General features: G+C 67.2%; 19 protein-coding genes. 10 read left to right on the top strand and 9 right to left on the bottom strand.

Annotation, left to right across the window (positions count from 1 at the left end; genetic code table 11):
* The first annotated feature begins 66 nt into the window (after positions 1-66).
* From RAH39_RS05395 to RAH39_RS05380, 4 genes are all read left to right on the top strand, one after another.
* Positions 67-375 carry a FliM/FliN family flagellar motor switch protein gene (locus tag RAH39_RS05395; protein WP_306591782.1) on the top strand — a complete coding sequence of 103 codons (309 nt, stop codon included), beginning with the start codon at positions 67-69 and terminating at the stop codon, positions 373-375.
* 91 nt (positions 376-466) lie between these two features.
* Positions 467-1,261 carry a bifunctional hydroxymethylpyrimidine kinase/phosphomethylpyrimidine kinase gene (locus tag RAH39_RS05390; RefSeq protein WP_306591781.1) on the top strand — a complete coding sequence of 265 codons (795 nt, stop codon included), beginning with the start codon at positions 467-469 and terminating at the stop codon, positions 1,259-1,261.
* Complete coding sequence (locus RAH39_RS05385) at positions 1,258-2,448, top strand: hypothetical protein (RefSeq protein WP_306591780.1); 1,191 nt, start codon at positions 1,258-1,260, stop codon at positions 2,446-2,448. Before RAH39_RS05390 ends, RAH39_RS05385 begins: the two co-directional genes overlap by 4 nt.
* 1 nt (position 2,449) lies before the next feature.
* Positions 2,450-3,463: a cation diffusion facilitator family transporter gene (locus RAH39_RS05380; RefSeq protein WP_306591779.1), complete on the top strand. Its 1,014-nt coding sequence runs from the start codon at positions 2,450-2,452 to the stop codon at positions 3,461-3,463.
* Between the two features lie 123 nt (positions 3,464-3,586).
* Here RAH39_RS05380 and dusB read toward each other — a convergent pair whose 3' ends face one another.
* The 7 genes from dusB to RAH39_RS05345 all read right to left on the bottom strand — a co-directional run bounded on the left by dusB (position 3,587) and on the right by RAH39_RS05345 (position 10,370).
* Positions 3,587-4,570, bottom strand: a complete 984-nt coding sequence (dusB, locus tag RAH39_RS05375; RefSeq protein WP_306591778.1) for a tRNA dihydrouridine synthase DusB — start codon at positions 4,568-4,570, stop codon at positions 3,587-3,589.
* Between the two features lie 430 nt (positions 4,571-5,000).
* A complete protein-coding gene (locus RAH39_RS05370) occupies positions 5,001-5,531 on the bottom strand; it encodes a hypothetical protein (RefSeq protein WP_306591777.1) in 531 nt (176 codons plus the stop codon).
* 125 nt (positions 5,532-5,656) lie between these two features.
* Positions 5,657-6,196 carry a hypothetical protein gene (locus tag RAH39_RS05365; RefSeq protein WP_306591776.1) on the bottom strand — a complete coding sequence of 180 codons (540 nt, stop codon included), beginning with the start codon at positions 6,194-6,196 and terminating at the stop codon, positions 5,657-5,659.
* 413 nt (positions 6,197-6,609) lie between these two features.
* Positions 6,610-7,872 (bottom strand): transcription termination factor Rho, encoded by a 1,263-nt coding sequence (gene rho / locus RAH39_RS05360; RefSeq protein WP_306592106.1) that lies wholly within the window; start codon positions 7,870-7,872, stop codon positions 6,610-6,612.
* A 96-nt stretch (positions 7,873-7,968) separates the two neighbouring features.
* Complete coding sequence (locus RAH39_RS05355) at positions 7,969-8,802, bottom strand: alpha/beta fold hydrolase (protein ID WP_306591775.1); 834 nt, start codon at positions 8,800-8,802, stop codon at positions 7,969-7,971.
* Between the two features lies 1 nt (position 8,803).
* On the bottom strand, positions 8,804-9,277 hold the full coding sequence (locus tag RAH39_RS05350) for a SixA phosphatase family protein (protein ID WP_306591774.1): 474 nt from the start codon (positions 9,275-9,277) through the stop codon (positions 8,804-8,806).
* A gap of 10 nt (positions 9,278-9,287) precedes the next feature.
* Complete coding sequence (locus RAH39_RS05345) at positions 9,288-10,370, bottom strand: acyl-CoA thioesterase (RefSeq protein ID WP_306591773.1); 1,083 nt, start codon at positions 10,368-10,370, stop codon at positions 9,288-9,290.
* Between the two features lie 140 nt (positions 10,371-10,510).
* Here RAH39_RS05345 and RAH39_RS05340 point away from each other — a divergent pair, with 140 nt between their 5' ends.
* Positions 10,511-12,070, top strand: coding sequence for a DEAD/DEAH box helicase (locus RAH39_RS05340; RefSeq protein WP_306591772.1), 1,560 nt, complete (start codon positions 10,511-10,513; stop codon positions 12,068-12,070).
* A gap of 108 nt (positions 12,071-12,178) precedes the next feature.
* On the opposite strand, the gene RAH39_RS05335 is transcribed toward RAH39_RS05340, so the two are convergent.
* Both RAH39_RS05335 and RAH39_RS05330 read right to left on the bottom strand, forming a co-directional pair.
* Positions 12,179-13,504: an alginate export family protein gene (locus tag RAH39_RS05335; RefSeq protein ID WP_306591771.1), complete on the bottom strand. Its 1,326-nt coding sequence runs from the start codon at positions 13,502-13,504 to the stop codon at positions 12,179-12,181.
* A 76-nt stretch (positions 13,505-13,580) separates the two neighbouring features.
* Entirely contained in the window at positions 13,581-16,058 is a 2,478-nt protein-coding gene (locus RAH39_RS05330; protein ID WP_306591770.1) for a penicillin-binding protein 1A, read from the bottom strand.
* 79 nt (positions 16,059-16,137) lie between these two features.
* Between RAH39_RS05330 and RAH39_RS05325 the strand changes: the two genes are divergently transcribed.
* The 5 genes from RAH39_RS05325 to RAH39_RS05305 all read left to right on the top strand — a co-directional run bounded on the left by RAH39_RS05325 (position 16,138) and on the right by RAH39_RS05305 (position 22,913).
* Entirely contained in the window at positions 16,138-17,016 is an 879-nt protein-coding gene (locus RAH39_RS05325; RefSeq protein WP_306591769.1) for an NAD(+)/NADH kinase, read from the top strand.
* Positions 17,017-17,180: 164 nt separating this feature from the next.
* Positions 17,181-18,581 carry a 3-methyl-2-oxobutanoate dehydrogenase subunit VorB gene (vorB, locus tag RAH39_RS05320; protein ID WP_306591768.1) on the top strand — a complete coding sequence of 467 codons (1,401 nt, stop codon included), beginning with the start codon at positions 17,181-17,183 and terminating at the stop codon, positions 18,579-18,581.
* The gene (locus tag RAH39_RS05315; protein ID WP_306591767.1) at positions 18,578-20,008 is read left to right on the top strand and encodes a 2-oxoacid:acceptor oxidoreductase family protein; all 1,431 of its coding nucleotides are present in this window, start codon (positions 18,578-18,580) and stop codon (positions 20,006-20,008) included. Before vorB ends, RAH39_RS05315 begins: the two co-directional genes overlap by 4 nt.
* Before the next feature lie 29 nt (positions 20,009-20,037).
* A complete protein-coding gene (locus tag RAH39_RS05310; RefSeq protein WP_306591766.1) occupies positions 20,038-20,301 on the top strand; it encodes a hypothetical protein in 264 nt (87 codons plus the stop codon).
* A gap of 209 nt (positions 20,302-20,510) precedes the next feature.
* Positions 20,511-22,913, top strand: a complete 2,403-nt coding sequence (locus RAH39_RS05305; protein ID WP_306591765.1) for a diguanylate cyclase — start codon at positions 20,511-20,513, stop codon at positions 22,911-22,913.
* Positions 22,914-23,160: the final 247 nt, after the last annotated feature.

The following is a 23,160-nucleotide window of genomic DNA, read 5'->3' as shown; positions in this document are numbered from 1 at the left end:
CGTTGCTGCGGCGGAAGCGCGGGTCCATGCTTTGACAGGCCCGCTTCACGGGGTCGCGGGAGGGACATGAGCATCAAGCGGGGAGATCGGCTGGAGAACGACCGCGTGCTCAGCTTCGAGCAGGTCGTGGCCGAGGTGATGCCCTTCATCGAGACGCCCCTCCAGCTCGAGATCCAGCTCGGCCAGGCGCGCATGACCATCCGGGAACTGCTGGACCTGGAGCCCGGTTCGCTGGTGGAGCTGAAGAAGAGCGCGGGCGAACCCATGGACGTCCTGTGCAAGAACCGCGTCATCATCCGGGGCGAGGTCACGGTGCTGGAGGACAGCCTGGGCCTGCGCGTCACCGAGATCGTGGATCCCGAACGCAGGGTGTAGCAGGGCCTTTCCCCGCTCTGTGGCATTCTGGAATTTCGCCATGGATGCCCCCCGCCCCTTCATTCCGCCGGTCGCCCTTTGCTTGGGCGGAATGGACCCGTCCGCCGGCGCCGGCCTCCTCCGCGACGCCCTGGCCCTTTCGGAGCTGGGGTGCCAGCCCATGGCGGTCAGCCTGGCGGAGACCCTCCAGAACGGCCTGGCCTGCGCGCGGATCGAGGCCCCTTCCCTGGATCCCGTCCAGCGGGTGGAGAATCTGGCGCCGCATCTGTCGGGCCGGTGGGGCGTGAAGCTCAGCCTGTGTGCCCTCGACGCGAAGGATTTCCGGCGACTGTGCGCCACCCTCCGCCACCTGGCGCCGCCGGTCCGGATCTGGGATCCCATCCTCGCTCCGACCGCGGGTGTGGGGCTTCATGACGGAGGCGACCTCCGCCGGATGGCGGCGGACCTGTTTCCCCTGGGTGGCTGGATCGTGAGCCCCAACCGGGGCGAGGCCGCTGCCTTCGCGGGACTGCCGTCGGAGGCCATCCGCGCCGCGAGTGCCGAGACCCTGGCCCGCCCGTGGCTGGAGGCCGGAGCGGCCGCGGTGTGGCTGAAGGGCGGCCATGCGGAGGGGGGCCAAGTCGAGGATCTGTGGATCACGAGAGCGGAGGTCCTTCCCCTCGGCTCCGCGCCCCGGCTGCCCGGGGAGCGCCGCGGGACGGGCTGCCTCCTGTCCGCCACGTGGCTGGGCCTGCGGCTGCTCGGATGGGAAGGCCCCGACGCCGCCCGGGAAGCCGCCCGGCGCCTGCGGGAGCGCTGGGACCGCGCCTTCGCCCCCGGCGGCGTGGGCCGCCCCATGTTCGCGCCCCTGACAAGCGCTCCCTGCCCCGCCGCGGAGGTCCGGTGACGGAAACGGAAGGCCGCGGATTCCTGCTGCGCACGGCCGAGGACGGCCCCTGGGCCGGCTGGTCCGGCTCCCGCTTCCTGGAGGAGGGCCTGGCCTCCGTCCACGCCGCGCCCTGCCGCGCCCTGGCCCGGCTGATGACCCTCGCGGCCCTCCTGCCCGGCGGCTTCGGCCTGGTGTGGGACCATCCGCCCGCATGGATGGAAGCCCAGCCCTCCGAATCTCGCCTGGGCTGGTGGGAGGCCATCTCCGCCGTCCCCGGGCTGAGCCTGCACCTGGAACCCGGCACCGCCGCCCAGCTGCCGGGCGGCGCCTTCCGCGCGTGGGTGCACAGTCCCGAGCCGCCCGAAGGCGCGGCTGGCGAAGCGTGGCGGCAGGGAGTCCTGGGCTGGGCGCCCCGGCCGGAAAAGGTCTGGGGGCTCCCGGATCTGGGCGTGTCCGCCCCGGGCGAGGAGGTCCAGCCCGGCTGGCTGTGGGGCGAACTCATCCTGCCCGTGGGCGCCCTCGCGTCCCTCGCCGCCGGCGAAAGCCTGGTGAGCGCCATGATCGAGGCCCAGGGCGCGGTGGAGCGCGGGCTCGCCCAGCGCATGGCCGCGGGCGCCTGGGGCGACCTTCCCTTTTCGCGCCGGGCCGCGGGCTGGCGGCTGGCGGTGACCGGGGGCGCGGAGTTCCAGCGGGCCGGAGGCGACTGGGCCGCGGCCTTCGCCCACCTCACGGCCCTGAAAACCATGCTCCAGGAGCGCCTCCGGAGCATCGTCCACGTGGGCGCCTCGGGCGACCGGCGGGTCGCCGGCCTCCTCGGCCGCCAGGCCCTCCGCGAGGGATTGCCCTGGCGGGCCAGCCTGCCCCTTCCTCCCGCTCCGGGTGCCTTCACGGCGGGCCTGGCGGCGGATCCCCGCGAACCCGCGCCGCTGGAAGCGCGCGCCCTCCAGCCCGCCGGCTGGAGTGCCCTCCTCGACCATCCGCCGACGGTCCTGCTCCGCGTTCCCGCCGTCCCGGCGGAAGCGGGAGCCCACGCCGTCCTCGCCCAGATCCAGCCGCCGCCTGCCGTCCGGTGGCTCCCCCCCGACCTCGCGCCGCCTTCCCCCTTCGATCCCGAGTTGCCCTGGGCGCCCGCCGCCGCCTTCCCCTTCCCCGCGGATCCGGGCAGCGGCCTCCAGCGCGGGCTGTTCGAGGAATTCGGCGGCTAGGGTGGAACCCTCCCGCTCCGCCGAGCAGCGCTCGAGACTGCGCGTCGCCCTCCTGTCCCTGACGGCGGGCGCCGGCATCCTCGGGCTGAAGGTGGTGGCCTATGCCCTATCGGGTTCCGTCGCCCTGAAATCCGACGCTGTCGAGGGCGTGGTGAACGTCGGGGCCGCCGCCTTCGCCCTGGGCGCGGTGATCTTCGCGGGAAAGCCCGCGGATCGGGATCATCCCTACGGCCACGGAAAGATCGAGCACTTCAGCGCCGCCTTCGAGGGCGGACTGGTCTCCCTCGCGGCCGCGTACATCATCCTGGAGGCCGGGGCGGCCCTCCTCCACGGCAGTCCGCTGAAAGACCTGGGCCTCGGCCTGGCGGTGAACGTGGTCGCGGGAGCGCTGAACGGCGCGCTGGGCTGGTATCTCGTCCGCCAGGGCCGGAAGACCCACTCCCAGGCGCTGGAGGCCGACGGCCACCACGTGCTGTCGGACTTCTGGACCACCCTGGGCCTCTGCGCGGGCCTGCTGGCTGTGAAGGCAACCGGCCTCCGCTGGCTGGATCCCGTCCTCGCCCTGGCCGTCGGCCTGCTGCTGGCCCGCACCGGCTTCCGCCTGGTGAGGCGCGCCGCCCGCGCCCTCCTGGACGAGGAGGATCCCGCCGTGGTGGAGCGGCTGGTGGGCGCCATGAACCGGCTTCGCCCCTGGGACATCCTCGCCGTCCACGAGCTGCGCACCTTCCGCACGGGCCGCCACACCCACGTGGACGTCCACCTGGTGGTGCCCGAGTACTACCCGCTCCGGCAGGCCCACGACCTGTGCGAAACCTTCGGCCAGCGCGTCCTGGATGAGGCGGGAATCGAAGGCGAGATGCACGTCCACCTGGACCCCTGCGGCCACCTCGTCTGCGGGCGCTGCGCGGCGGAAGCCTGCCCCATTCGCGAGCGGCCGTGGATGGACACGCCTGCCTTCACCCAGGAGGAGGCCGTCGTGGCGGGACCGTCCCGGGATACGGCGGATTCGCGCTGAAAGAAAAGATCACCACCAAGACGCAAAGGGCACCAAGAACTGCATACCCAGTGGTAGAGCTTTTCTTGGTGTCTTGGTGTCTTGGTGGTGAAAAGAAAACCTTAGGCCCTGGTCGTCTAGGTATCAGGCCGCGCCCGCATGGCGCAGGGCGTCGATGGCCGCCATCAGCGCCTGCGGATCGCCCGCGGCGTGCAGGTTCTGGCGGAACCCGTGGCCGCCCGGCACGCCCTTGGTGAACCAGGCGCCGATCTTCTTGATCTTGTGCAGGGCCTCGCGCGGCTCCAGCAGATCCAGCAGGATCCGGAACAGCCGTAGCGTGGCATCGATCCGCATCTCGGTGGTCACTCCCAGCTCCGGCTCCAGGATCTGCCGAAACAGGAAGGGGTTGTAGAGGGCGCCGCGGCCGATCATCACCGCCGCGCAGCCCGTCTCTTCCACCATGCGGAAGGCGTCCTCCCGCGCGTTCACGTCGCCGTTTCCGAGGATGGGATACGACGTGCCGGCCTCCACCGCGCGGGCGATGATGCTCCAGTCGGCGTGACCCTCGTACTGCTGGGCGCGGGTGCGCGGGTGGATGGCCAGGGCCTTCACGCCCGCCGCGTCGAACATCCGCAGGAAGTCCAGGAACTCGCCCCGGTCCTTCTGGGATGCGTCCCAGCCGGCGCGCATCTTCACCGTCACCGGCACCTTCACGGCCTTCACCATCGCCGTGACGCAACGCTCCGCCAGCCGGATGTCCTTCAGCAGCGCCGACCCCGCCCCGCCCTTGGTGACGTTGCTCGCCGGGCACCCCATGTTCAGGTCCACCAGGTCCGCCCCCGCCGCCTCGCACAGCTGCGCCCCCTCCGCCAGCGCCTCCGGCCGCCCCCCGGAGATCTGCATAGACAGCGGCCGCTCCTCCGTCCCCGCCATCATCCGCTCCGCCTTCACCGCATGCCGGATCAGCGCCTCGCTGCTGATCATCTCCGACACCGTCAGCCCCACCCCCCCGATCTCGCGGATGAACCGCCGGAACGGCTGGTCCGTGATCTCGTGCAGCGGCGCCATCACGAGGCGGTTGGGCACCTCGACGGGACCGATGTGGAAAGGGGTGTGGGGAAAGGTCACGGGCGGGCTTCCGGATGACCTTTCAGTTTAGCCGAGGGAGTGGCAAAGCTCTAAAGCAAAGCGTTGAATAAAGAGTAGACTGTGGAGGTGACCAATACTCACAGTGCTAGTAGGTCTCCGGCTGTTTGCGAAGAGAACGAATTTGCTCCGCTTAGCGCGCAATCTTAGCGCGCAATCTCGACACTTCCCACGATTGTTGTGGTTGGGATACAAACGTCAATTTTTGGTTGTAAGTTATGAGACTATCTATTGTATTGATGGCATGTGCTAGGAACGTTCTAAGCAAGGCGAATGGCTTTTCTCCCTGGAAGCGTTACAGGTATTGAGGGGGCTTCAAGCATTACTCATCTTCTGATCCCTCTTTCCGATGCGACCCTTTCTCCCTAATGCCGCTACTTAGTTCTTAGATCCTCCCCAATGACTTATTGAGCTAAAGATTAGAATCACTTTTATTTCCATTTCTAATCCAAGCGATCACATGACCGATGGTTGCATCGTAGAGAAATGAACCAGCAATTCCCGCAACAATCAATACCATACTCAGCCAAAAGAAAAACCAATATAACGTGTAATCTTTCCCATAATTAAAAGGCACAAGCTCAAAGAATCCATAAAAATCATTCCAATGGTTGATATAATAAGTGCCAATATTGAGTCCCCAAAGACTTATACCCATAATTAACACTAAAAACATTGTTCTTTTAAGACCAGTAGTAAGCTGGCTTAGGGAAAATAATTTTCTAAAAAAGTATATAACTCGAAATATGGGCTCCGGGTTGCGATATGCCCCTGAAGTCGCAGTGATTACCCCCCCTAATACCGCATATGTCGCAACTTGAATGAACCCAGGTCCTGCGCGATTAATGTTATCAAAAAATAGGAAGTCTATCAATATAGCAAGAGATAGGAATAACATAAATGACAATATTCCACCAATTGCTGCTGATATAATTTTTTTCATGTGTTCTCCTATTAGGAGGAGTCTATCAATGGAAGCTAACTGGCGCCGGTGCCCACAGATGACCAATGGAAATCAGAAAATGAGAAATTGAGAGAACGGAAGGATAGGCAGTTCTGGAACATAGCTTAGACCATACGGTTTTGCTCTTTAAGGAGTTGGCGAATGTCATAGTCACCAAAAATAAGGATCCGATGGGGTAATTTAAATTCCTCTCGAATATCGCGGGCAAGATCAAGACTTTGCAAGCCCATTTTAGCACCTTGAATTTTTGCTTCTTGGTACATTGCCTCTAAATCACCAACTACCTCCCACCAAAATGCCACACTCTGATTTGCCTGATATACTTCCTGAGAAAACATCATTATTCTATTAGCTAATGACATCTTCCGAGGACCAAAAAATCTAATCACTCCAGAGAATTGCGGAAACTTTGGTACACTTCTCAACAATAAACTGGCCGCTCCTTCTGATGTGACTGCGGTATTGTGGGCTGAAATTTTATTGGCGCAGATAATAGCATATCCCTCGAGAGCAACAGCAATCGCGAGGGCCTCAAATCTAACGGATTGTTTTGATTTTCGATCTTCAATATATCCATTAATTATCGCACCCGTAATAGTAGCAACAAGAGAACTTGTAATAATAGTTGTTAGTAAGTTATTCATAGGATTGAGTCGCCTGATGAATGGAGTTAATCGACACCGCCTGTACCGGGCACTGAGCGAAACCGGGATAGTGAGATGTTGAGAGAGAACGGAAGGAATGCAAGGAGGGCCTAAATGTTGAAGAGCCGTGAGACTGATGACGTCTAATTTGGCAGACCGAAAAAGGAGGGGAGGATGATCGATTCTACTTCAGCACCCGGAGAAATCTCACGGATTCGGACATAGACAGAGAGCGGGAGATGCTCTGGAGCCGGAAGGGCTCTCCGCCGATTCCCGAATAGGGCCTTAGGCTTTGCTTCCCTCTGCATGAAAGAAGTTAAAGCTCCCGCTCTAATGGCCTAGCCCTCCTGATCCAAGGCTCAGCCTCTCGAACCAACCCCCCTACAACACCCCTATCCGCACGGACCCTACCCTCACCGCCGCGGCGTCGGCTCCTGCAAGTTCGCCAGGAACTCATCGTTGGTCTTGGCCTTACCCAGGCGATCCACGAGGAGCTCCATGCTTTCGCTGGGGCCGCTGGCGCTGAGGATTTTGCGGAGGACCCAGATCTTGGCGAGCTTGGCGGGTTCGATGAGCAGGTCTTCCTTGCGGGTGCCGGACTTCTGGATGTCCATGGCGGGGAAAATGCGCTTGTCGCTGAGCTTGCGGTCCAGGACGATCTCGCTGTTGCCGGTGCCCTTGAACTCCTCGAAGATCACGTCGTCCATGCGGCTGCCGGTCTCGATGAGGGCGGTGGCGATGATGGTGAGGCTGCCGCCGGCTTCGATGTTCCGCGCGGCGCCGAAGAACCGCTTGGGGCGCTGGAGGGCGTTGCTGTCCACGCCGCCGGACAGCACCTTGCCGCTGGGGGGGACCACGGTGTTGTAGGCCCGGGCCAGGCGCGTGATGGAATCCAGCAGGATCACCACGTCCTTCTTGTGCTCGACCAGGCGCTTGGCCTTCTCGATGACCATTTCGGCCACCTGGACGTGGCGGGTGGCGGGCTCGTCGAAGGTGCTGGAGACCACCTCGCCCTTCACGCCGCGCTCCATGTCCGTGACTTCCTCGGGCCGCTCGTCGATGAGCAGGACGATGAGGAAGACTTCGGGATGGTTGGCGGTGATGGAGTTGGCGATGTTCTGGAGGAGCACGGTCTTGCCCGTGCGCGGCGGCGCCACGATCAGGGCGCGCTGGCCCTTGCCCAGGGGCGTCATCAGGTCCATGACGCGGGTGCTCAGCTCCTGGGCGTCGCGCTCCATGCGGAGGTGGTGCTTGGGATAGAGGGGCACCAGGTCGTCGAAGTGGGCGCGGTCCTTCGCCACCGTCGGGGGATCGAAGTTGACGGCGTCCACCCGTAGCATGGCGAAGAACTTCTCGCCCTCCTTCGGCGCGCGGATCATGCCGGACAGCGTGTCGCCGGTGCGGAGGTTGAACTTGCGGATCTGGCTGGGGGAGACGTAGATGTCCTCGGGCCCGGCGAGGTAGTTCTGGTCGGGGCTCCGCAGGAAGCCGAAGCCCTCGGGCAGCACCTCCAGCACGCCCTCCGCGAAGAACTGGCCCTCGCGCTCCGCCTGCGCCTGGAGCACCCGGAACACCAGTTCCTGCTTCCGCATGGACAGCGGGTTGTCGATCTCCAGGCCCTTTGCCAGGTCGGCGAGCTTGCCGATGGAGAGTTCCTTGAGCTCTTGCAGGCTCAGGACGACCGGGGACTGAGAAGGGGTGGCCATAGGTCACCTGGGGGCAGGGCGAGTCGGAAGTGGCTCGGGGAAGGCTGTATGGTAGGCCAGATTCCCCTATTGTCCAAACCTCGCGTCGGATTTCTCCATGAACTGCTTAACCCTGGCCGCGAACCCCTTGGGGTCCTCCACGGGGTAGGCGTGGCCGATGCCGGGCACCGTCTCGAACCGGCTGCCGGCGATCAGGCGGGCGGTCTCCAGGCACTTCCACGGCGGCGTCAGCAGGTCCTCGGCGCCGCACAACAGCAGCGTCGGCGCATCCATAGCGCCCAACCGATCCCGGATGTCCCAGCCCAGGATCCCGCGGATCTGATGGAGGTTGCCGTGGAGGGGCTTCCCGGCGCCGGTGACCACCTGGTGGTAGGCCCGCAGCACGCCGTGCCGGGCCTCCAGGAAGGCATCGCCCCACAGGAAGGGCGCGACGGCGTCGAACTGCATCAGCGGCCCGCCCACCTCCAGGCAGCGGGCCCAGTGCTCGGCCTTCAGCCCCATGGCGAAGTCGATGCGCGACAGGGCGCTGGTGAGGACGGCCCCGGCGAAGGCGCCGGGATGGGCGCTGAGCAGTTCCAGGCTGATGGCGCTGCCGTTGGAGAGGCCCATCAACCAGGGGCGGTCCACCTCCAGCGCCCGAAACAACTCCCAGGCCTCCGTCGCCAGCAGGGCCGTGGGATAGGGGCCTTCCTCCGGCGCGTCGGAGCGGCCCTGGCCGCGGCTGTCGAAGGTCAACACGCGGCAGCGATCCGTCAGCCCGGGGAGGACGCCGGCCCACATGGTGGTGTCCGACAGGAGGCCGTTGAGCAGCACCACCCACGGCGCGCCCGGCGGTCCCTGGACGCGGTAGTGGAGCTTCACCCCCGACGCGAGCCGGACGAAGGTCGGCTGGGCCCGCACGTCAGTCCCGCAGTTCCGAGGGCTGGTACTGCCGCTCGAACTGCCAGCCGCCCTCTTCCCACTTCGCCACCACCACCCCGGCCTTCTTCATGTCGAGGCTGCGGCCCAGGAGATGGAATACCAACTCGCTGAGGAAGGGCTGGTGGCTGACCACCGCCAGAACGCCCTCGCCCGCTTCGATCATCAGCCCGCGCAGCCACAGGTCGGCCTGGGCGGGCGAGGACTGCGGCAGCAGGTTGAGGGTGGTCTCCGTGGGAAAGGCGCCCGCGGCCTCCTGGAGGCACGCCATGGTCTCCACGGCGCGGCGGTAGGGGCTGGTGAAGCCGCGGGTGGGGACATGGCCCCGGTCCACCAGGCCCTTCATGGCGGCGCGGGTCTTCGTCCAGCCCTCGGGCGTGAGGGCCCGCTCCCCATCCCGCTGGTCGGGCTGCGGGTCTTCGGCGATGCCATGGCGGATGATCAGCAGAGTCGTCACGGGTCCGAGTCTAACGCTCCGCGGGTTCCGCGCCACCGCTTCGTCCCCGCGTCGCCTTCCAGGTCCGCTGGGCGGCGTGGCGGCGGTGGGCCGCCAGGTAGCGGGCGTCCTCGGCGTAGGTGGTGGGGTGGATCGGCGGCACGGGCTGGAGGCGCAGGTCGTCGTCCACGTTGGCGAAGGTGAACACGCAGCTGTTGGACAGGTGCGTCTGGGAGCGGTCCCGGCTGACGCGGATGATGTCCGTCTCCACGCAGACGCTGGTGCGGCCGGAATACACGGCCCGGCTCAGGAACTGGAGCTTGTCGCCCATCCGCACGGGCTGGACGAAGTTGATGCGGTTCACCGCCACGATCACCGGGCGGTGCGGCGCCACCTGCTCCGCGCAGATGGCCGACTGCTCGTAGGCCTGGCGGATCAGGTGGCCGCCGAAGATCTTGCTCGGGACGTTCTCGTGCTCGGGATAGGTGCGCTCCCATCCGCTGGTGACGCAGTCCCGGGCCACCAACCCGCGGAAATCCGCCCGGTCCTGGGCCGCGTGGAGGGCCGCCAGCAGGCCGTATTCCTCGCGGCTGGGCGGCTCCAGGGCCTGGTCCAACTGCTTGCGGTAGCCCTCCCGGCGGGCGATGGCGCGCTCCCAGCGGCGGTCGCCCAACGGCCCATCGGGCTCGAAAGCGGGGAGGACCACGCTTTCCGCCCCGGCGCCCGCGGTGGTGCGGGCCACCATCGTGAAGTAGCAGGACGCAATGTGGACCGCGGGCAGGCCGCCGCCCTCGGGATGCTCCACGCGGATGCCCACCTCCAGGCTGGTGCGGCCCACGAAGTTGACCCGGGCGCGGAAGACCAGGTCGCGGTGGACGTCCGCCGCGCTGCGGACGTAGATGTTGTCGATGGCCGCCGTCACCACCCGCGCCTGGGGATGGACGCGGCGCACGAAATCCAGGGCGCATTCCTCCGCCACCTTGTCGAGCACTTCGAGCACCAGCCCGAAGCGGACGTTGGCCGGGAGATCCTCGTCCAGGAGCATGAAGCGCCGCCGGAGAGAGGGGTCGGAACTCAGGGGCAGCGCGAGGACGCGATCGTCGGGGAGGGCCATGGAGGAGTATGTCCCAATCCAGGGTCCTCTTTGCAGGATTCTTCCTGGAAATTCAAGGGCTTCTGTGCGAGACTAATTGTTTGGGCCCTTCCCGACTGGCGCTGTCTGCCATCTCTCGCGGGACAGCCCCGGGAGACATCGTGAACGACCAGACCTTCGCAGCCCTCGGCTGCAGCGAAGCCTTGTTGGCGGCCCTCGCCAAGCGCGGCTTCGAGACCCCCATGCCCGTCCAGGCCCGCACCTTCCAGCCCGGCCTCGAAGGGCGCGACCTGCTGGTGCAGAGCCGCACCGGCTCGGGCAAGACCCTGGCCTTCGGCCTGCCCCTGCTCCACCGCCTGTCCGACGAGCGCCACACCCAGGCCCTGATCCTCGCGCCCACCCGCGAGCTGGCCCAGCAGGTGGGCGCGGAGCTGCACAGCCTCGTGCCCAAGCTGCCCATCGCCTCCCTCGTGGGCGGCGTCAGCTACACGCCCCAGCTCCGGGCCCTGTCCATGGGCTCGCCCGTGGTGGTGGGAACGCCCGGCCGCGTGATGGATCACCTGGAGCGCGGCACCCTCGACCTGAGCCGCGTCCGCATGGTCGTCCTCGACGAGTGCGACGAGATGCTGAACATGGGCTTCCTGGAGGACGTGGAGACCATCCTGGCCAAGGTGCCCGCGGGCCCGCAGACCTACCTGTTCTCGGCCACCCTGCCCGCCCCCATCGCCCGGCTGGCGAAGCGGTTCCTGAAGGACCCGGTGCAGATCCAGTTGGCGGAAGCCGGCGAACAGGCCGTCCACGCCGACATCGCCCATACGCCCGTCCTGGCTCCCGATCACCTCCAGGTGCGCGCCCTGGTGAATCTCCTCCTGAAGGACGAGCCCAGCGCCGCGCTGATCTTCACCAAGACCAAGGCCCAGAGCGAAGAAGTGGCCGAGGAGCTGACGGTGTCGGGCCTGCCCGCGGCGTTCCTCCACGGCGACCTGGCCCAGGCCACCCGCACCCGGATCCTCGGCCAGTTCAAGGACGGCAAGCTGCGCTACCTCGTGGCCACCGACGTGGCCGCCCGCGGCCTGGACATCGGCGGCCTGCCGCTGGTGGTCCACGTGGGCATCCCCACCCAGCTGGAGAACTACATCCACCGCAGCGGCCGCACGGGCCGCGCCGGGGCCAAGGGCAGCAGCCTCGCCCTGGTGAACTGGAAGGAGAGCCGCATCCTCCTGGCGTGGAGCCGCCGCGGCGGGCTGACGCTGGACTGGCGCCCCGTCCCGACGCCCGCGGAAATCCGCGAGACCCAGAGCCAGCGTCTGGCCGAGCGCATCGCCGCCGCCCCCAGCGCGGCCACCCTGACCCAGGCGACGCGGATGCTGCAGGACGTGGACGCGGCGCACCTGGTGGCGGGCCTGCTGAGCCTCGTCCAGGCGGACCAATCCGCGGGCTTCGACATTCCCGCCGAACCCGCTGAGCGGAAGACCGCCAAGCCCCGCTACGACTCGCCCCGCGAGCGCAAGGAGGGCGGTCCCCGCCCCCAGCGCTCCTACGCCGAGCGCGCCGCTGCCCGGGCCAGCGAAACCCCCTCCAAGACCCGCACCGACGGCAGCTTCAAGCCCCGCCGCGAGCTGGACGAAAAGCCCCGCACCCCCGCCAAACCCTGGGCCAAGCGCCCCGAGACCCGCACCTGGGAGGACCGTCCCGCCAGGCCGTGGAAGAAGAAGGGCTGAGCAGGAAAGGCGGAAAGATCACCACCAAGACACCAAGGGCGCCAAGAAAGACAGGAGATCGCTCCTGCTTTTACTTGGTGCCCTTGGTGTCTTGGGGGTGAAAGCTTTTCAGAGCCTCCGGCGGAAGGTGTAGACGGCTTCCACGCGGAAGAAGCGGCCCGCGTCGCTTCCGGCGTAGAAGGTGCCGGGGTCGAGGCGTTCGTAGAGGACGTGGCCCTGCCAGCGGTCGGACAGGGTCAGGTCCGCCCGCAGCTCCAGCAGCCGTCCGCGACCCAGGCCCGGGGCGAACAGCGCGCCCTTGTCCACGGCCGAGCGGCAGGCCCGCATCCAGTAGGCGCTTCCCCGCAGCGCCAATCGCGACCATGGGCGGGCCTGGACGGTAGCCTCCCACATGCGCAGGTTCGACCACGCGGCCACGCCCCCTTCGGGAACCAGACTGTAGACGTAGAGTTCGCTCCACTTCGGCCACCGGCTGAACAGCGGATCCCAGCCCTCCTTCGCGGAAGTGGCGGGGTCGTCGCCGGACAGTCCGGTCCAGCCCACGGTCAGCACCGGCTGGGCTTCCGCGGCGAAGGTCTTCGCCACGCGGGCTTGGGCGCCCCAGGCGCGGATCGGCGAGCCGGCGCCTGTGGATCCGGGACGGGCGTCCTCGTGCCCGCCCTGCACGGCACCTTCCGCCGTGGCGGACAGGCCGGGCATCAGCTCCTCCACCGCGCGCAGTCCCAGGGTCTCCACCCGGCGGTCCGGCTGAAACAGCGGATCGCCGGCGGCGCGGATGTCGTTCCGCTCGGTCTTGTGGAAGGCGTAGGCCTGCACATCCCGACCCGCCTGCCGCCAGGTGGCGTACACCCCGAGGGCCGCCTCGTCTCGCTCGTTGAGCAGCTGGCGCTCCTTGGGATCGCGGGCTTCGTTGAACCGCGGCAGGTAGCGGTCCTTGAAGGGATCCGAGATCGCCAGGAACTCCACGGTGGTGCCGGCCGCGGTCCAGGCCAGGTCCAGGGCGTTGACGTAGGCCGATCGGCTGCCGTCCAGGGCGCTGCCGTCCCACAGGACGAACCCGTCGCCGCGCATCAGGTTCTGGCGGCCCGCCCGCAGGGACCAACCCGCGCCCATCCGCCAGTCCACGAAGCAGGTCTCGAACGCGATCTCCCGCCCGTTCGCCGCCTGGTCCGGCTTGGCGAGCTTCCGGTTCTCATTCACCAATCCCGCGCTGAAGGCGACGTCCTTCCCCAGCGGCAGCGTGGCCCACAGCCGCGTCCGGAAGCGGTACTGGGTGCGGAGGTCCGGCGTGGCGTCACGGTGGTCGGCGAGGTTGTCCCAGGCCTCGGACCGGACCCGCTCCTGGAACCCGAATTCAGCCTGGGTGGGAAAGGGATCCTGGGCGGACAAGCCGGCCGCCAGACAGAGAAGACACAGGGACCTGCGGAAGGACACGGCACGCTCCGGAGAGCCCCCAGGATCCGCGGAGACGCGGCGGACATGGGTCACGCGCCTCTTTTCGCTGGAAGCTCTACGCGTTGGGATCCGTGGAGGAGAGGTCCGTGGGCTTGGTTTCCTCGACCTGCTGGGAGCGCCCCCACACGCGGTTTTCCAGCGGCTGGGAAGCCGCCTTGGCGCGGGCCTCGCGGATCTTCTGGATGGCGTCGGCGTCACTTCCGGAACGCGGCACGGTGCCCGGCTTGAACGCCAGGTGGAGCACCCTGTCCGTGGTGGCGGAGGTGGCGAGCAGGCCGGTGTAGCGGTCGATGTCCGCCCACTCCATCCCGTCGGGGGCCTGGAACTCCTCCTTGGGCGTGGTGGGCAGGGCCACCTTCATGAAGTCCACCCAGATGGGGACCGCCACCTTGGCGCCGTCGGCGCCCCGGAAGATGGTCTTCTTCTCGTCCAGGCCCACCCATACGCCACAGGCGACGCGGGTGGAGAACCCGATGAACCAGCCGTCGGTGTGGTCGTCGGTGGTGCCGGTCTTCCCCGCCACGGGCCACTCCAGCGCGTTGGTGGCCGCGCCGGTCCCGCTGTTGGCCACGCCCTGGAGGCACTGGATCAACTGGAAGGTGCTCATGGGATCCAGCACCTGCTCCGAAGCCGCCGCGGCGTGGTTCTCCAGGACCTTCCCGTTGCGGTCGGCCACTTTCTTGATGAAAAAGGGCGCCGGGGACTGGAGGCCGCCGTTGGCGATGGTCGCGTACCCCCGCACCATTTCCCGCAGGGTGAGGTCCGGCGAGCCCAGAGCGATGCTGGGATAGGGCGGGATGGTGCCGGTGACGCCGCACTTGCGGGCGAAGTCGATGGCCGCGGCGAGGCCCACCTCCTCCAGAGTGCGGACCGCGGGCACGTTCCGGGAATCGCGGAGGGCCTCCCAGATGGGAATGGGACCCCAGAAATCGCGCTCGTAGTTCTTGGGCTCGTAGGGCTTCACGCTCGCGCGGAGCGGCTTGTACTCCGAGGTGCCGTCGGGATGCGAGATCGTCAGGAAATCCGCCGTGTCCACAAAGCGGGTGGGCACATCTTCGACGATCGTGGCCGGCGTCTTCCCGGCGGTGAACGCCGCGCCGTACACGTAGGCCTTCATGGTGGAGCCCACCTGCCGCTGGGCCTGGATGGCGCGGTTGAACTTGGATCGGTTGAAGTCGTAGCCGCCCACCAGGGCGCGGATCTCGCCCGTCTTGGGATCCACCGCCAGGAGTGCGCCTTCCACGGACGGCTCCTGATCCAGCTCCAACGTCTTCGGGGTGCCGTCCTCCACGGTCTTCACCGTGAACAGGGGTGAGGCGCCGCGGGGGAGCAGCTTCTGGATGTCTCGACCGGCCCACGCGAAGGCGCTCTCCGGCACGTCCAGGGTGGCCTTGCCGACGCGCACCTGGGCCTTGCCGCCCCGCCAACCGAGGACCACGCCGCGGACGCTGTCTCCGGCCTCGAAATAGCGCTTCCACCCGCTGAGCTGCGCAGTGTCGGGATCGCTCACGAACTGGACGCCCTCCTTGCGGAAGCCCCGGCGGCGGTCCACGGCCTTGAGGCCCGCGCGAACGGCCTGGTTGGCCGCCTCCTGCCAGTAGCTGTCCACGGTGGTGGTGACCTCCAGCCCGCCGTTCAGAACCTGCTCCCGACCGTACTTTTCATAGAGATACTTGCGGACCTCCTCCACCACGTAGGGCGCCACGGCCTCTTCGCGGGCGTTCTCCCGCGCCAGGCGGATGGGCCGCTCCACGAGCTGGCTGGCCTCGGGAGCCTTCAGGTAGCCCTCCTTCACCATCCGGATCAGGACGTGGTTGCGGCGGGTCTTGGCGGCGGCGCGGGCCTTGGGATCGGGATTGTAGGGGTTGTACCAGTTGGGATTCTGGACCAGCCCCGCGAGCAGGGCGCACTCCTCCGGCGCCAGCTGCGGCGCGCTCTTGCCGAAGTAGAACTCCGCGGCGGCCTCGATTCCGTAGCGCCCGCCGCCGAAGTAGACCTCGTTCGCGTACATCTCCATGATCTGCTTCTTGCTGTAGGCCTTCTCCAGCTTGCGGGCGAGGATGATCTCCTTCAGCTTGCGGTCCAGCCGCTTCTGGCGCTTGGCGGTGACGGTGCGGATGAGCTGCATGGTGAGCGTGGAGCCGCCTTCGCGGCGACGGCCGAAGCTGCTGACGAAGTTCCAGCCCGAGCGCAGGAAGCCGCGCCCCGAGATCCCGCTGTGCTCCCAGAAATCCGCGTCCTCCGTGGCCACCAGCGCGTTGACGAAGGCCTTGGGAATGTCGCCATAGGGGATCACGACGCGGTGCTCCTCCGCGAAGATCCCGATGACGTTGCCGTTCTGGTCCAGGACCTTGGTGATGGTCTTGGGGACCCGCAGGGCGAAGAGGGTCAGGAAGCTGTCGGCGTCCCGCGAGAGCACCGACCACGACACCGCCAGGGCCGCGCCACCCGCGACCACGAGGGCCACGAAGGTCCACAGCGCCCGACCCAGCCAGCGGCGGGAGGAAGAGAAGGAAGCCAGCTTCGAGACCATGGCTCCAGGATAGCGCCTCGGCCCCTCCGGCCCGCGGCCGCCCATTCCAATTGCCGCAACGGCCTCCTACAGTGATCCCATGTCCCCGCATCTCACTCTCGTGGCCAAGGTCAAGTCCCAGCACCTGGGAACGACCCTCCGCGAGACCCTGCCCCTCTTCCTCGATCGCGGCTGGATCGTCACCGGCGAGCCCGCCCTGGGCGAGGTGTGGGAGGCGGCGGGGCTGGCGCCGGAGACGCTTCGCGTGGACGCGGATCTCGGAGCGGCCGCGCCGCCCGCGGACCTGTGCCTGGTGCTGGGCGGAGACGGAACCCTGCTTCACGCCGCGCGCCGGGTGGGGCTGCGGGGGACGCCGATCCTCGGCATCAACCTCGGCTCGCTGGGCTTCCTCACGGCCCATCCCGTCTCCGAAGCCGCGGAGGCGGTCCGCGCCTTCTTCGCGGGCACGCTGGTCCCCGACCGGCGGCCCATGCTGGAAGCGGAACTCTGGCGGGATGGCGCGCGCCTCGCCCACCACTGCGTCCTGAACGACGCCGTGGTGGCGAAGGGGGCGCTGGCCCGGATCATGGACATGCGGCTGCGGGTGGGCGACCAGGACGCCGGCCCCATCAAGGCCGACGGGCTGATCGTGGCAACCCCGACGGGCTCCACCGCCTACGCCCTGTCCGCCGGCGGTCCCATCGTGCATCCCAGCCTCGAAGCCTTCGTCATCGCGCCCATCTGCCCCCACACGCTGACGCTGCGCCCCTCCGTCGTCCCCGCGGACCGCCCCATCCGCATCCGCCTGGAGGACGCCGAGGACGCCCACCTCACGCTGGACGGCCAGGTGGGCCACCAGCTGTTCCCCGGCGACGAGGTCCACCTGCGCCAGGCGGGAACCCGCATCACGCTGCTGCAGAAGCCGGGGCTGGATTTCTTCGGCCTGCTCCAGCAGAAGCTGCACTGGGGCGACCGGTAGGGACCCGGGAAACCGGGAGACGCCCGCAGACCGCCCCGCCCCCGGCTCATTCCCGACCTTCTGGTCGGCGGTGGTCTGCGCTCCGGCCCGCTTGTGACCGCGCGCACATGGACTGGGCCGGACACTTCCCCCACGTAGGACCTGCGTCCCTGCATGGAGGCCCCATGGCCCTCAAAGAACGACCGAAACCCTTCCTCCTCCCTGAATACTGCAAGGGCTGCGGCCGGTGCCTCGATGCCTGCGCCAAGGACTGCATCACCCTCAGCGATCAGATCAATCCTCTGACGGGCCTGGTCCCCGTGGCGCTGGATCTGGCCAACTGCAACGCCTGCGGGCTGTGCATGGACGCCTGCCCCGAGCCCTACGGCCTGCGGCCCGCCCACGAGGGCGAGGTGCAGGACTTCGAGCTGGAGGATCCCGCCAAGCTGTTCGGCGTGAAGCCCAGCGACGCGCCGGAGCCCGCGGACATCCCGGACACCACGCTGCCCCTGCCCCGCACCGAGCCCCTGGTCATCAAGGGCACCTACGCGTCGGCCCTGGGCGCCCTGCTGGCCGGCTGCCGCCACGTCTACGGCTATCCCATCACCCCCTCCACCGAAGGCGCGGAGCTGATGGCGAAGTTCCTGCCCAAGCTGGACGGCACCTTCATCCAGGCCGTGAGCGAAGTGGCCGCCGTGAACATGATGTACGGCACCGCCGGCGCGGGCCTGCCCACCATGACCTTCACCTCCTCGCCGGGCTTCAGCCTGATGCTCGAGGGCGTGTCCTACATGATCGGCGCGGAACTGCCGGGCGTCTTCGTGGACGTGATGCGCGGCGGCCCGGGCCTCGGCAACATCGCCCCCGAGCAGTCCGACATCAAGCTCGCCTGCCACGGGCTGGGCCACGGCAACACCCAGGCCATCACCCTGGCGCCCTCCACGCCCCAGGAAATGCTGGACCTCACCATCCTGGCCTTCGAGCTGAGCTTCAAGTACCGCAATCCCGTGGTCATCCTCGGCGACGGCTACCTGGGCCAGATGACGGGCAAGGTGCAGCTGCCCGAGGCCATGATCAAGCCCGGGATCCCCAAGTGGGCCGTCTACGGCGATGCCATGCACCGGAAGAACCTCATCTCGTCGATCTTCCTCACGGAATCCGACCTGGAAGCCCACAACGTCCACCTGAACGCCAAGTACGAGGCCATGCAGGTCGAGGCCCGCGCGGAATCCTTCCTGTGCGAGGACGCCGAGGTGGTGCTGATCGCCTGCAACACGCCGGCCCGCACGGCCAAGGGCGCGGTGCAGGAGCTGCGGAACCAGGGCGTCAAGGCAGGCCTGTTTCGGCCCATCACCCTGTGGCCCTTCCCCGTCGACCAGCTCCAGGAGGCCATCCGCGGCGCCCAGCGCCTCGTGGTGGTGGAAGCCAGCGCCGGCCAGCTGGAGGATGAGATCCGCCTCGCGCTGAGCAAGGCGGGAGTGCGCGACTTCCCGGCCATCGAGTCCGTCCGCCGGATGGGCGGCGTCCTGCCCCAGCAGAGCGAAATCATGACCCGGGTCCTGGGTCAGACGGAGGTGCTCGCATGAGCCAGGCCAGCGTCTTCTACGACAAGTTCGAGCGCCACTCCCACGGCGAGGGCCTGAAGGGCCACGCCACCCACTACTGCCCCGGCTGCGGCCACGGGCTGGCCCACAAGTACCTGGCCGAAGCCATCGACGAACTGGGGATCCAGGACCGCACGATCGCCATCAGCCCCGTGGGCTGCTCGGTGTTCCTCTACTACTACTTCGACGTGGGCAACAGCCAGGCCGCCCACGGCCGCGCGCCCGTGGTCGCCCTCGGCCACAAGTTCGCCAACCCCGAGAGCGTGGTGATCAGCTACCAGGGCGACGGCGACCTCGCCTCCATCGGCCTGGCGGAAACCATCGCCACCGCCCAGCTCGGCGCGCCCATCACCGTCATCTTCATCAACAACGCCATCTACGGGATGACCGGCGGCCAGATGGCCCCCACCACCCTGATGGGCCAGACCAGTTCCACCAGCCCCTCGGGCCGCGACCAGTACAACGGCCAGCCCATGAAGATGGCCGAGATCATCGCGGGCCTCGACGGGCCGGTCTACGTGGAGCGCGTGGCGCTGTTCGACGCCAAGCAGCGCATCAAGGCCAAGAAGGCCATCCAGAAGGGCCTCAAGCTCCAGATGGAAGGCCGCGGCTACTCGTTCATCGAGGTGCTGGCCGAGTGTCCCACCCACCTGAAGATGAACCCCGAGGACACGGAGAAGTGGGTCAAGGAGTGCATGGAGCCCGTGTATCCCCTGGGCGTGAAGAAGGACCTCACCGTCGATCCCTGGTTCAAGCGCAATGAGCCCAGCTTCAAGGGCGAGAAGCTCCTGAGCCTGGCCGGCGCCAGCACCGAGCGCCCTGAGCGCTTCTGCGCGAGCTTCCCCGCGCAGCTCGATCCCCAGGACATCTCCCTGAAGCTGGCGGGATCCGGCGGCGACGGCGCCCAGACCGCGGCCATGCTCATCGCCCGGGCGGCGATCAGCGAGGGCTTCGACGCCACCCACATCCCGAGCTACGGCCCCGAAAGCCGCGGCGGCACGTCCTACGCGGACGTCCACGTGGCCAAGGACGAGGTCCTGAACCCGGGCTCCCCCGATCCCCAGATCCTGCTGGCCTTCAACACGCCGAGCCTCACCAAGTTCGGCCCCACGGTCCGCAAGGGCGGCTACGTGATCTACGACAGCTCCGTGGTCACCGAAGCTCCTGTGCTGGATCCCAGCATCAAGGTCTTCCCCGTGCCCTTCACCGGGATCGCCACCGACCTCGGCAAGGCCGTGGTGAAGAACATCGTGGCTCTGGGCGCCCTCCAGGCCGCCACGAACCTCTTCCCCAAGGACACCTTCCTGACCGCCATCCGCGTGGCCCTGAAGGACAAGTGCGCGCTGATCCCCTTGAACGAAGAGGCTTTCGCCTGGGGCGTCAAGTCGGTGGAAGCGCTCGATAAATAGCAGTCCCGGCATCTCCCAAGGAGGCAGCCATGACGGACACCGCGATCCACGTCACCCTCAATGCCGAGGAATGGAAGCTCGTCATGGCCCTCCGGGAGATTCCGGAGAGCCCGCTCCGGACGAAGGTCTCGGGCCTCTTCGGAGAGCTGGTGCGCTTCGTCCAGCAGCCCCGCTGTCTGGGCATGCAGAGCGACGGCTTCCCCTGCGGGACGCCCCACAGCAGCTGCGAAGAGTGCCAGCACATGCTGCAGGTCCTCGACGAACTCGCCGCGCGGGTCCCCGACCCCGCCTGATTCCCCAAGAAAACCCTGATAAAGACCAGGTCGGCCTTCCAGAGCCGGCCTGGTCTTTTCAGTGAAGGGCCACGCAATCCCCCAAAGTTTGAGAAGGCTTTCCGCTTCTCCGAAACAGCGAGGGAAGGCCGGAAAAAGCCTTCCCCCGCGCCTGCTCTGCGGACCTCTCCGAAGCCCCTGTGGTTTTCTAACCTTTCCCCCGATCGCCCATGTTCAACAGCCTTCGCCTCCGCTTGACCATCTTCTTCGGGGGTCTTTCCGTCCTGATGGGCCTCGCTCTGGCCCAGTACGTCAGCCGGGTCGCTTCGGAGCGGATGACTGCGGCCAGCGGCGACAAGCTCCACGGCGTCACGAAGGCCATCGCCCACGCCCTGTCGGAGAACCTCCAGGAGCGGGAGCGGGAGATCCTCCTCCTCAGCCAGAGCCCCCAGTTCATCCGGGGCTCCCTCGACAGCGCCGACATCCGCAACGGGCTCGACCAGACCAAGCGCTCCTACCGCCACTACGCCTGGCTGGGCGTCACCGACGCCAGGGGCCGCATCGTGTCCGCCGCCGATGGCGTGCTGGAGGGAGTCGACGCCAGCGCCCGCCCCTGGGTCACCCACGGACGCCTGGGCGCGCACGTGGGCGACGTCCACGAGGCCGCCCTTCTGGCGAAGTCCCTCAAGGCGCCCAACCCCAACGAGCCCCTGCGGTTCGTGGATTTCGCCGCGCCCGTGCTCGATGCGCAGGGGACGTTCCGCGGCGTTCTCGGCGCCCACGCGCACTTCGACTGGGTGAACGAGGTCTTCCAGAAATCGCTTCCCGCCGAGGCCCCGCAGGAGGGGATCGAATCGATGGTCCTCAACGCCAAGGGCGAGATCATCTATCCCTTCCAGGCCATCGGCCGGCCCGTGCCCGGCGACCGGCTTCCCCAGCCGGACAGCTACCTCGTGCTCGCGTGGGGAGACGGCGGCCGGTTCCTCACGACCACCATCGCCGTGAAGGGGCCCGTCAACGACCTGGGATGGCGGGTGGTCCTGCGCCAGCCCATTTCCAAGGCCCTGGCCCCCGTGGCGGAACTCCACCGCAACATCCTGCTGCTGGAGGCCCTGGCCACGGTCGTGTTCATGCTCCTGGCCTACAAAGTGGCGGGGAGCTTCAGCAGGCCCGTGGAAGAACTGGCCCGCGTCGCGCGCCGCATCGAGCAGGGGGACGAGCGGCACCCCTTTTCCGTCCGTAGCGGAATTCGCGAACTGGCCGATCTGATCGATTCCGTCCGCGGCATGACCACCACCTTGATCAGCCGCAAGTTGGAACTGGCGGACGCCAATGCGACTTTGGAGCGCAAAGTGGAGGCGCGCACGGCCGAACTGAACCGTGCCAATGCCGCCCTCGTCCAGAAGGCGCATGAAGTCGCCGATCTCTACGACAACGCGCCGGTGGGATACCACTCTTTGGATGCGCAGGGCCGCTTCGTCCACATGAACGAGCGCGAGCTGGGATGGCTGGGCTACGAAGCCCAGGAAGTGGTCGAGCGGATGTCCATGGCCGACCTCCTTCCCCCGGAGGAATACCTCTCCTTCAGCGAGTCGTTCCGCCGCCTCCAGGGGACGGGCCTCTTCCAGTCCTCCGACTTCAACCTGGTCCGCAAGGACGGCACCCAGATCCCCGTCCGGCTGGCGGCCAGCGCCCTGTTCGACGAGGAGCACCAATTCGTGAAATCCCGCGCGGTGGTCATGGACGTCACCGAACTCCGAGAGTTGGAAAAGCGGCTGCGGAGCCAGCAGATCCTGAACCACAGCATCATCCACTCCAGTTCGAACGGCCTTCTCCTCTACCGCGAGGACGGGCAGTGCGTGCTGGCCAACGAGGCCGCCGCCGACATCGCGGGCGCTTCAGTGGAGGAGCTGCTGGCCCAGAACTTCCTGGAGATCGCGCACTGGGCCGCCTCCGGCCTGCGCGACGCCGTGCTGGCGGCGTTCCAGGGCACCCGCGGGCAGCTCCTGATCCATTCCACCAGTTCCTTCGGAAAGCGCCTGGACAGCGTCGTGACGATCCTCCCCCTCGACCATGAAGGCGTCCGGATGGTCCTGCTCGTCGTCAAGGACGTGTCCGAGCTGATGGACGCCAACCGGGAACTCGACAAATTGGCCCGCAACGACGCCCTGACCGGCCTCCGCAACCGCCTCGCGGCCAACGAGCGGCTCCGGTCCGAATTCCTGCGGATGAAGCGCTCGGGCAGCGCCTATTCCGTCCTCCTCATCGACATCGACCACTTCAAGCGCGTCAACGACACCTACGGCCACGAGACCGGCGACCACGTCCTGCAGCAGGTGGCCGAATGCCTCCGCTCCGCCGTGCGCGAAAGCGATTTCGTGGCCCGGTTCGGCGGCGAGGAATTCCTGATCCTCCTCCCCGATACGACCATGGAGGGCGCTCTCCTCGCCGCGGAGAAAGTCCGGGCCATCGTGGCGGGGGCCGAGGTCCCCCTGGTCGGACGTCTCACCATCAGCGTGGGCCTCGCCCTCGCCGACGCCGAGCAGCCCACCGAGGACGCCGCCGTCCGCCTCGCGGATCAGGGGCTCTACCGCGCCAAAGCCGAGGGTCGGAACCGCGTCGGCGTGGCCTGAAATCTTGCGCGACACAACGTGATCTTCCCGCCCCAGGGGAAGATCATTTTTTTGGGCGCGACTTCAACCTCGGCGAGAATCCGCGGGTCCATCGCTGGAAGCCCCTTCTCTCGCCCCAGTTCGAGAACCGAACGGTCAAGGCTGGGAATCCGTTTTTTTCCATTTCCATATTCGACGCTCCTTAAGATCCCCCGGATCTTGAGGCGAAAGTTCGTACGTTCCATTCCCCTCCCGCCCCTCGGGCGGC

This window comes from Geothrix sp. 21YS21S-4, from assembly GCF_030845995.1.
In the GTDB taxonomy this organism is placed as follows: Bacteria; Acidobacteriota; Holophagae; order Holophagales; family Holophagaceae; genus Geothrix.
The sequence above is the reverse complement of the archived record's forward strand: the minus strand, read 5'-3'. Positions and strand labels throughout refer to the sequence as shown.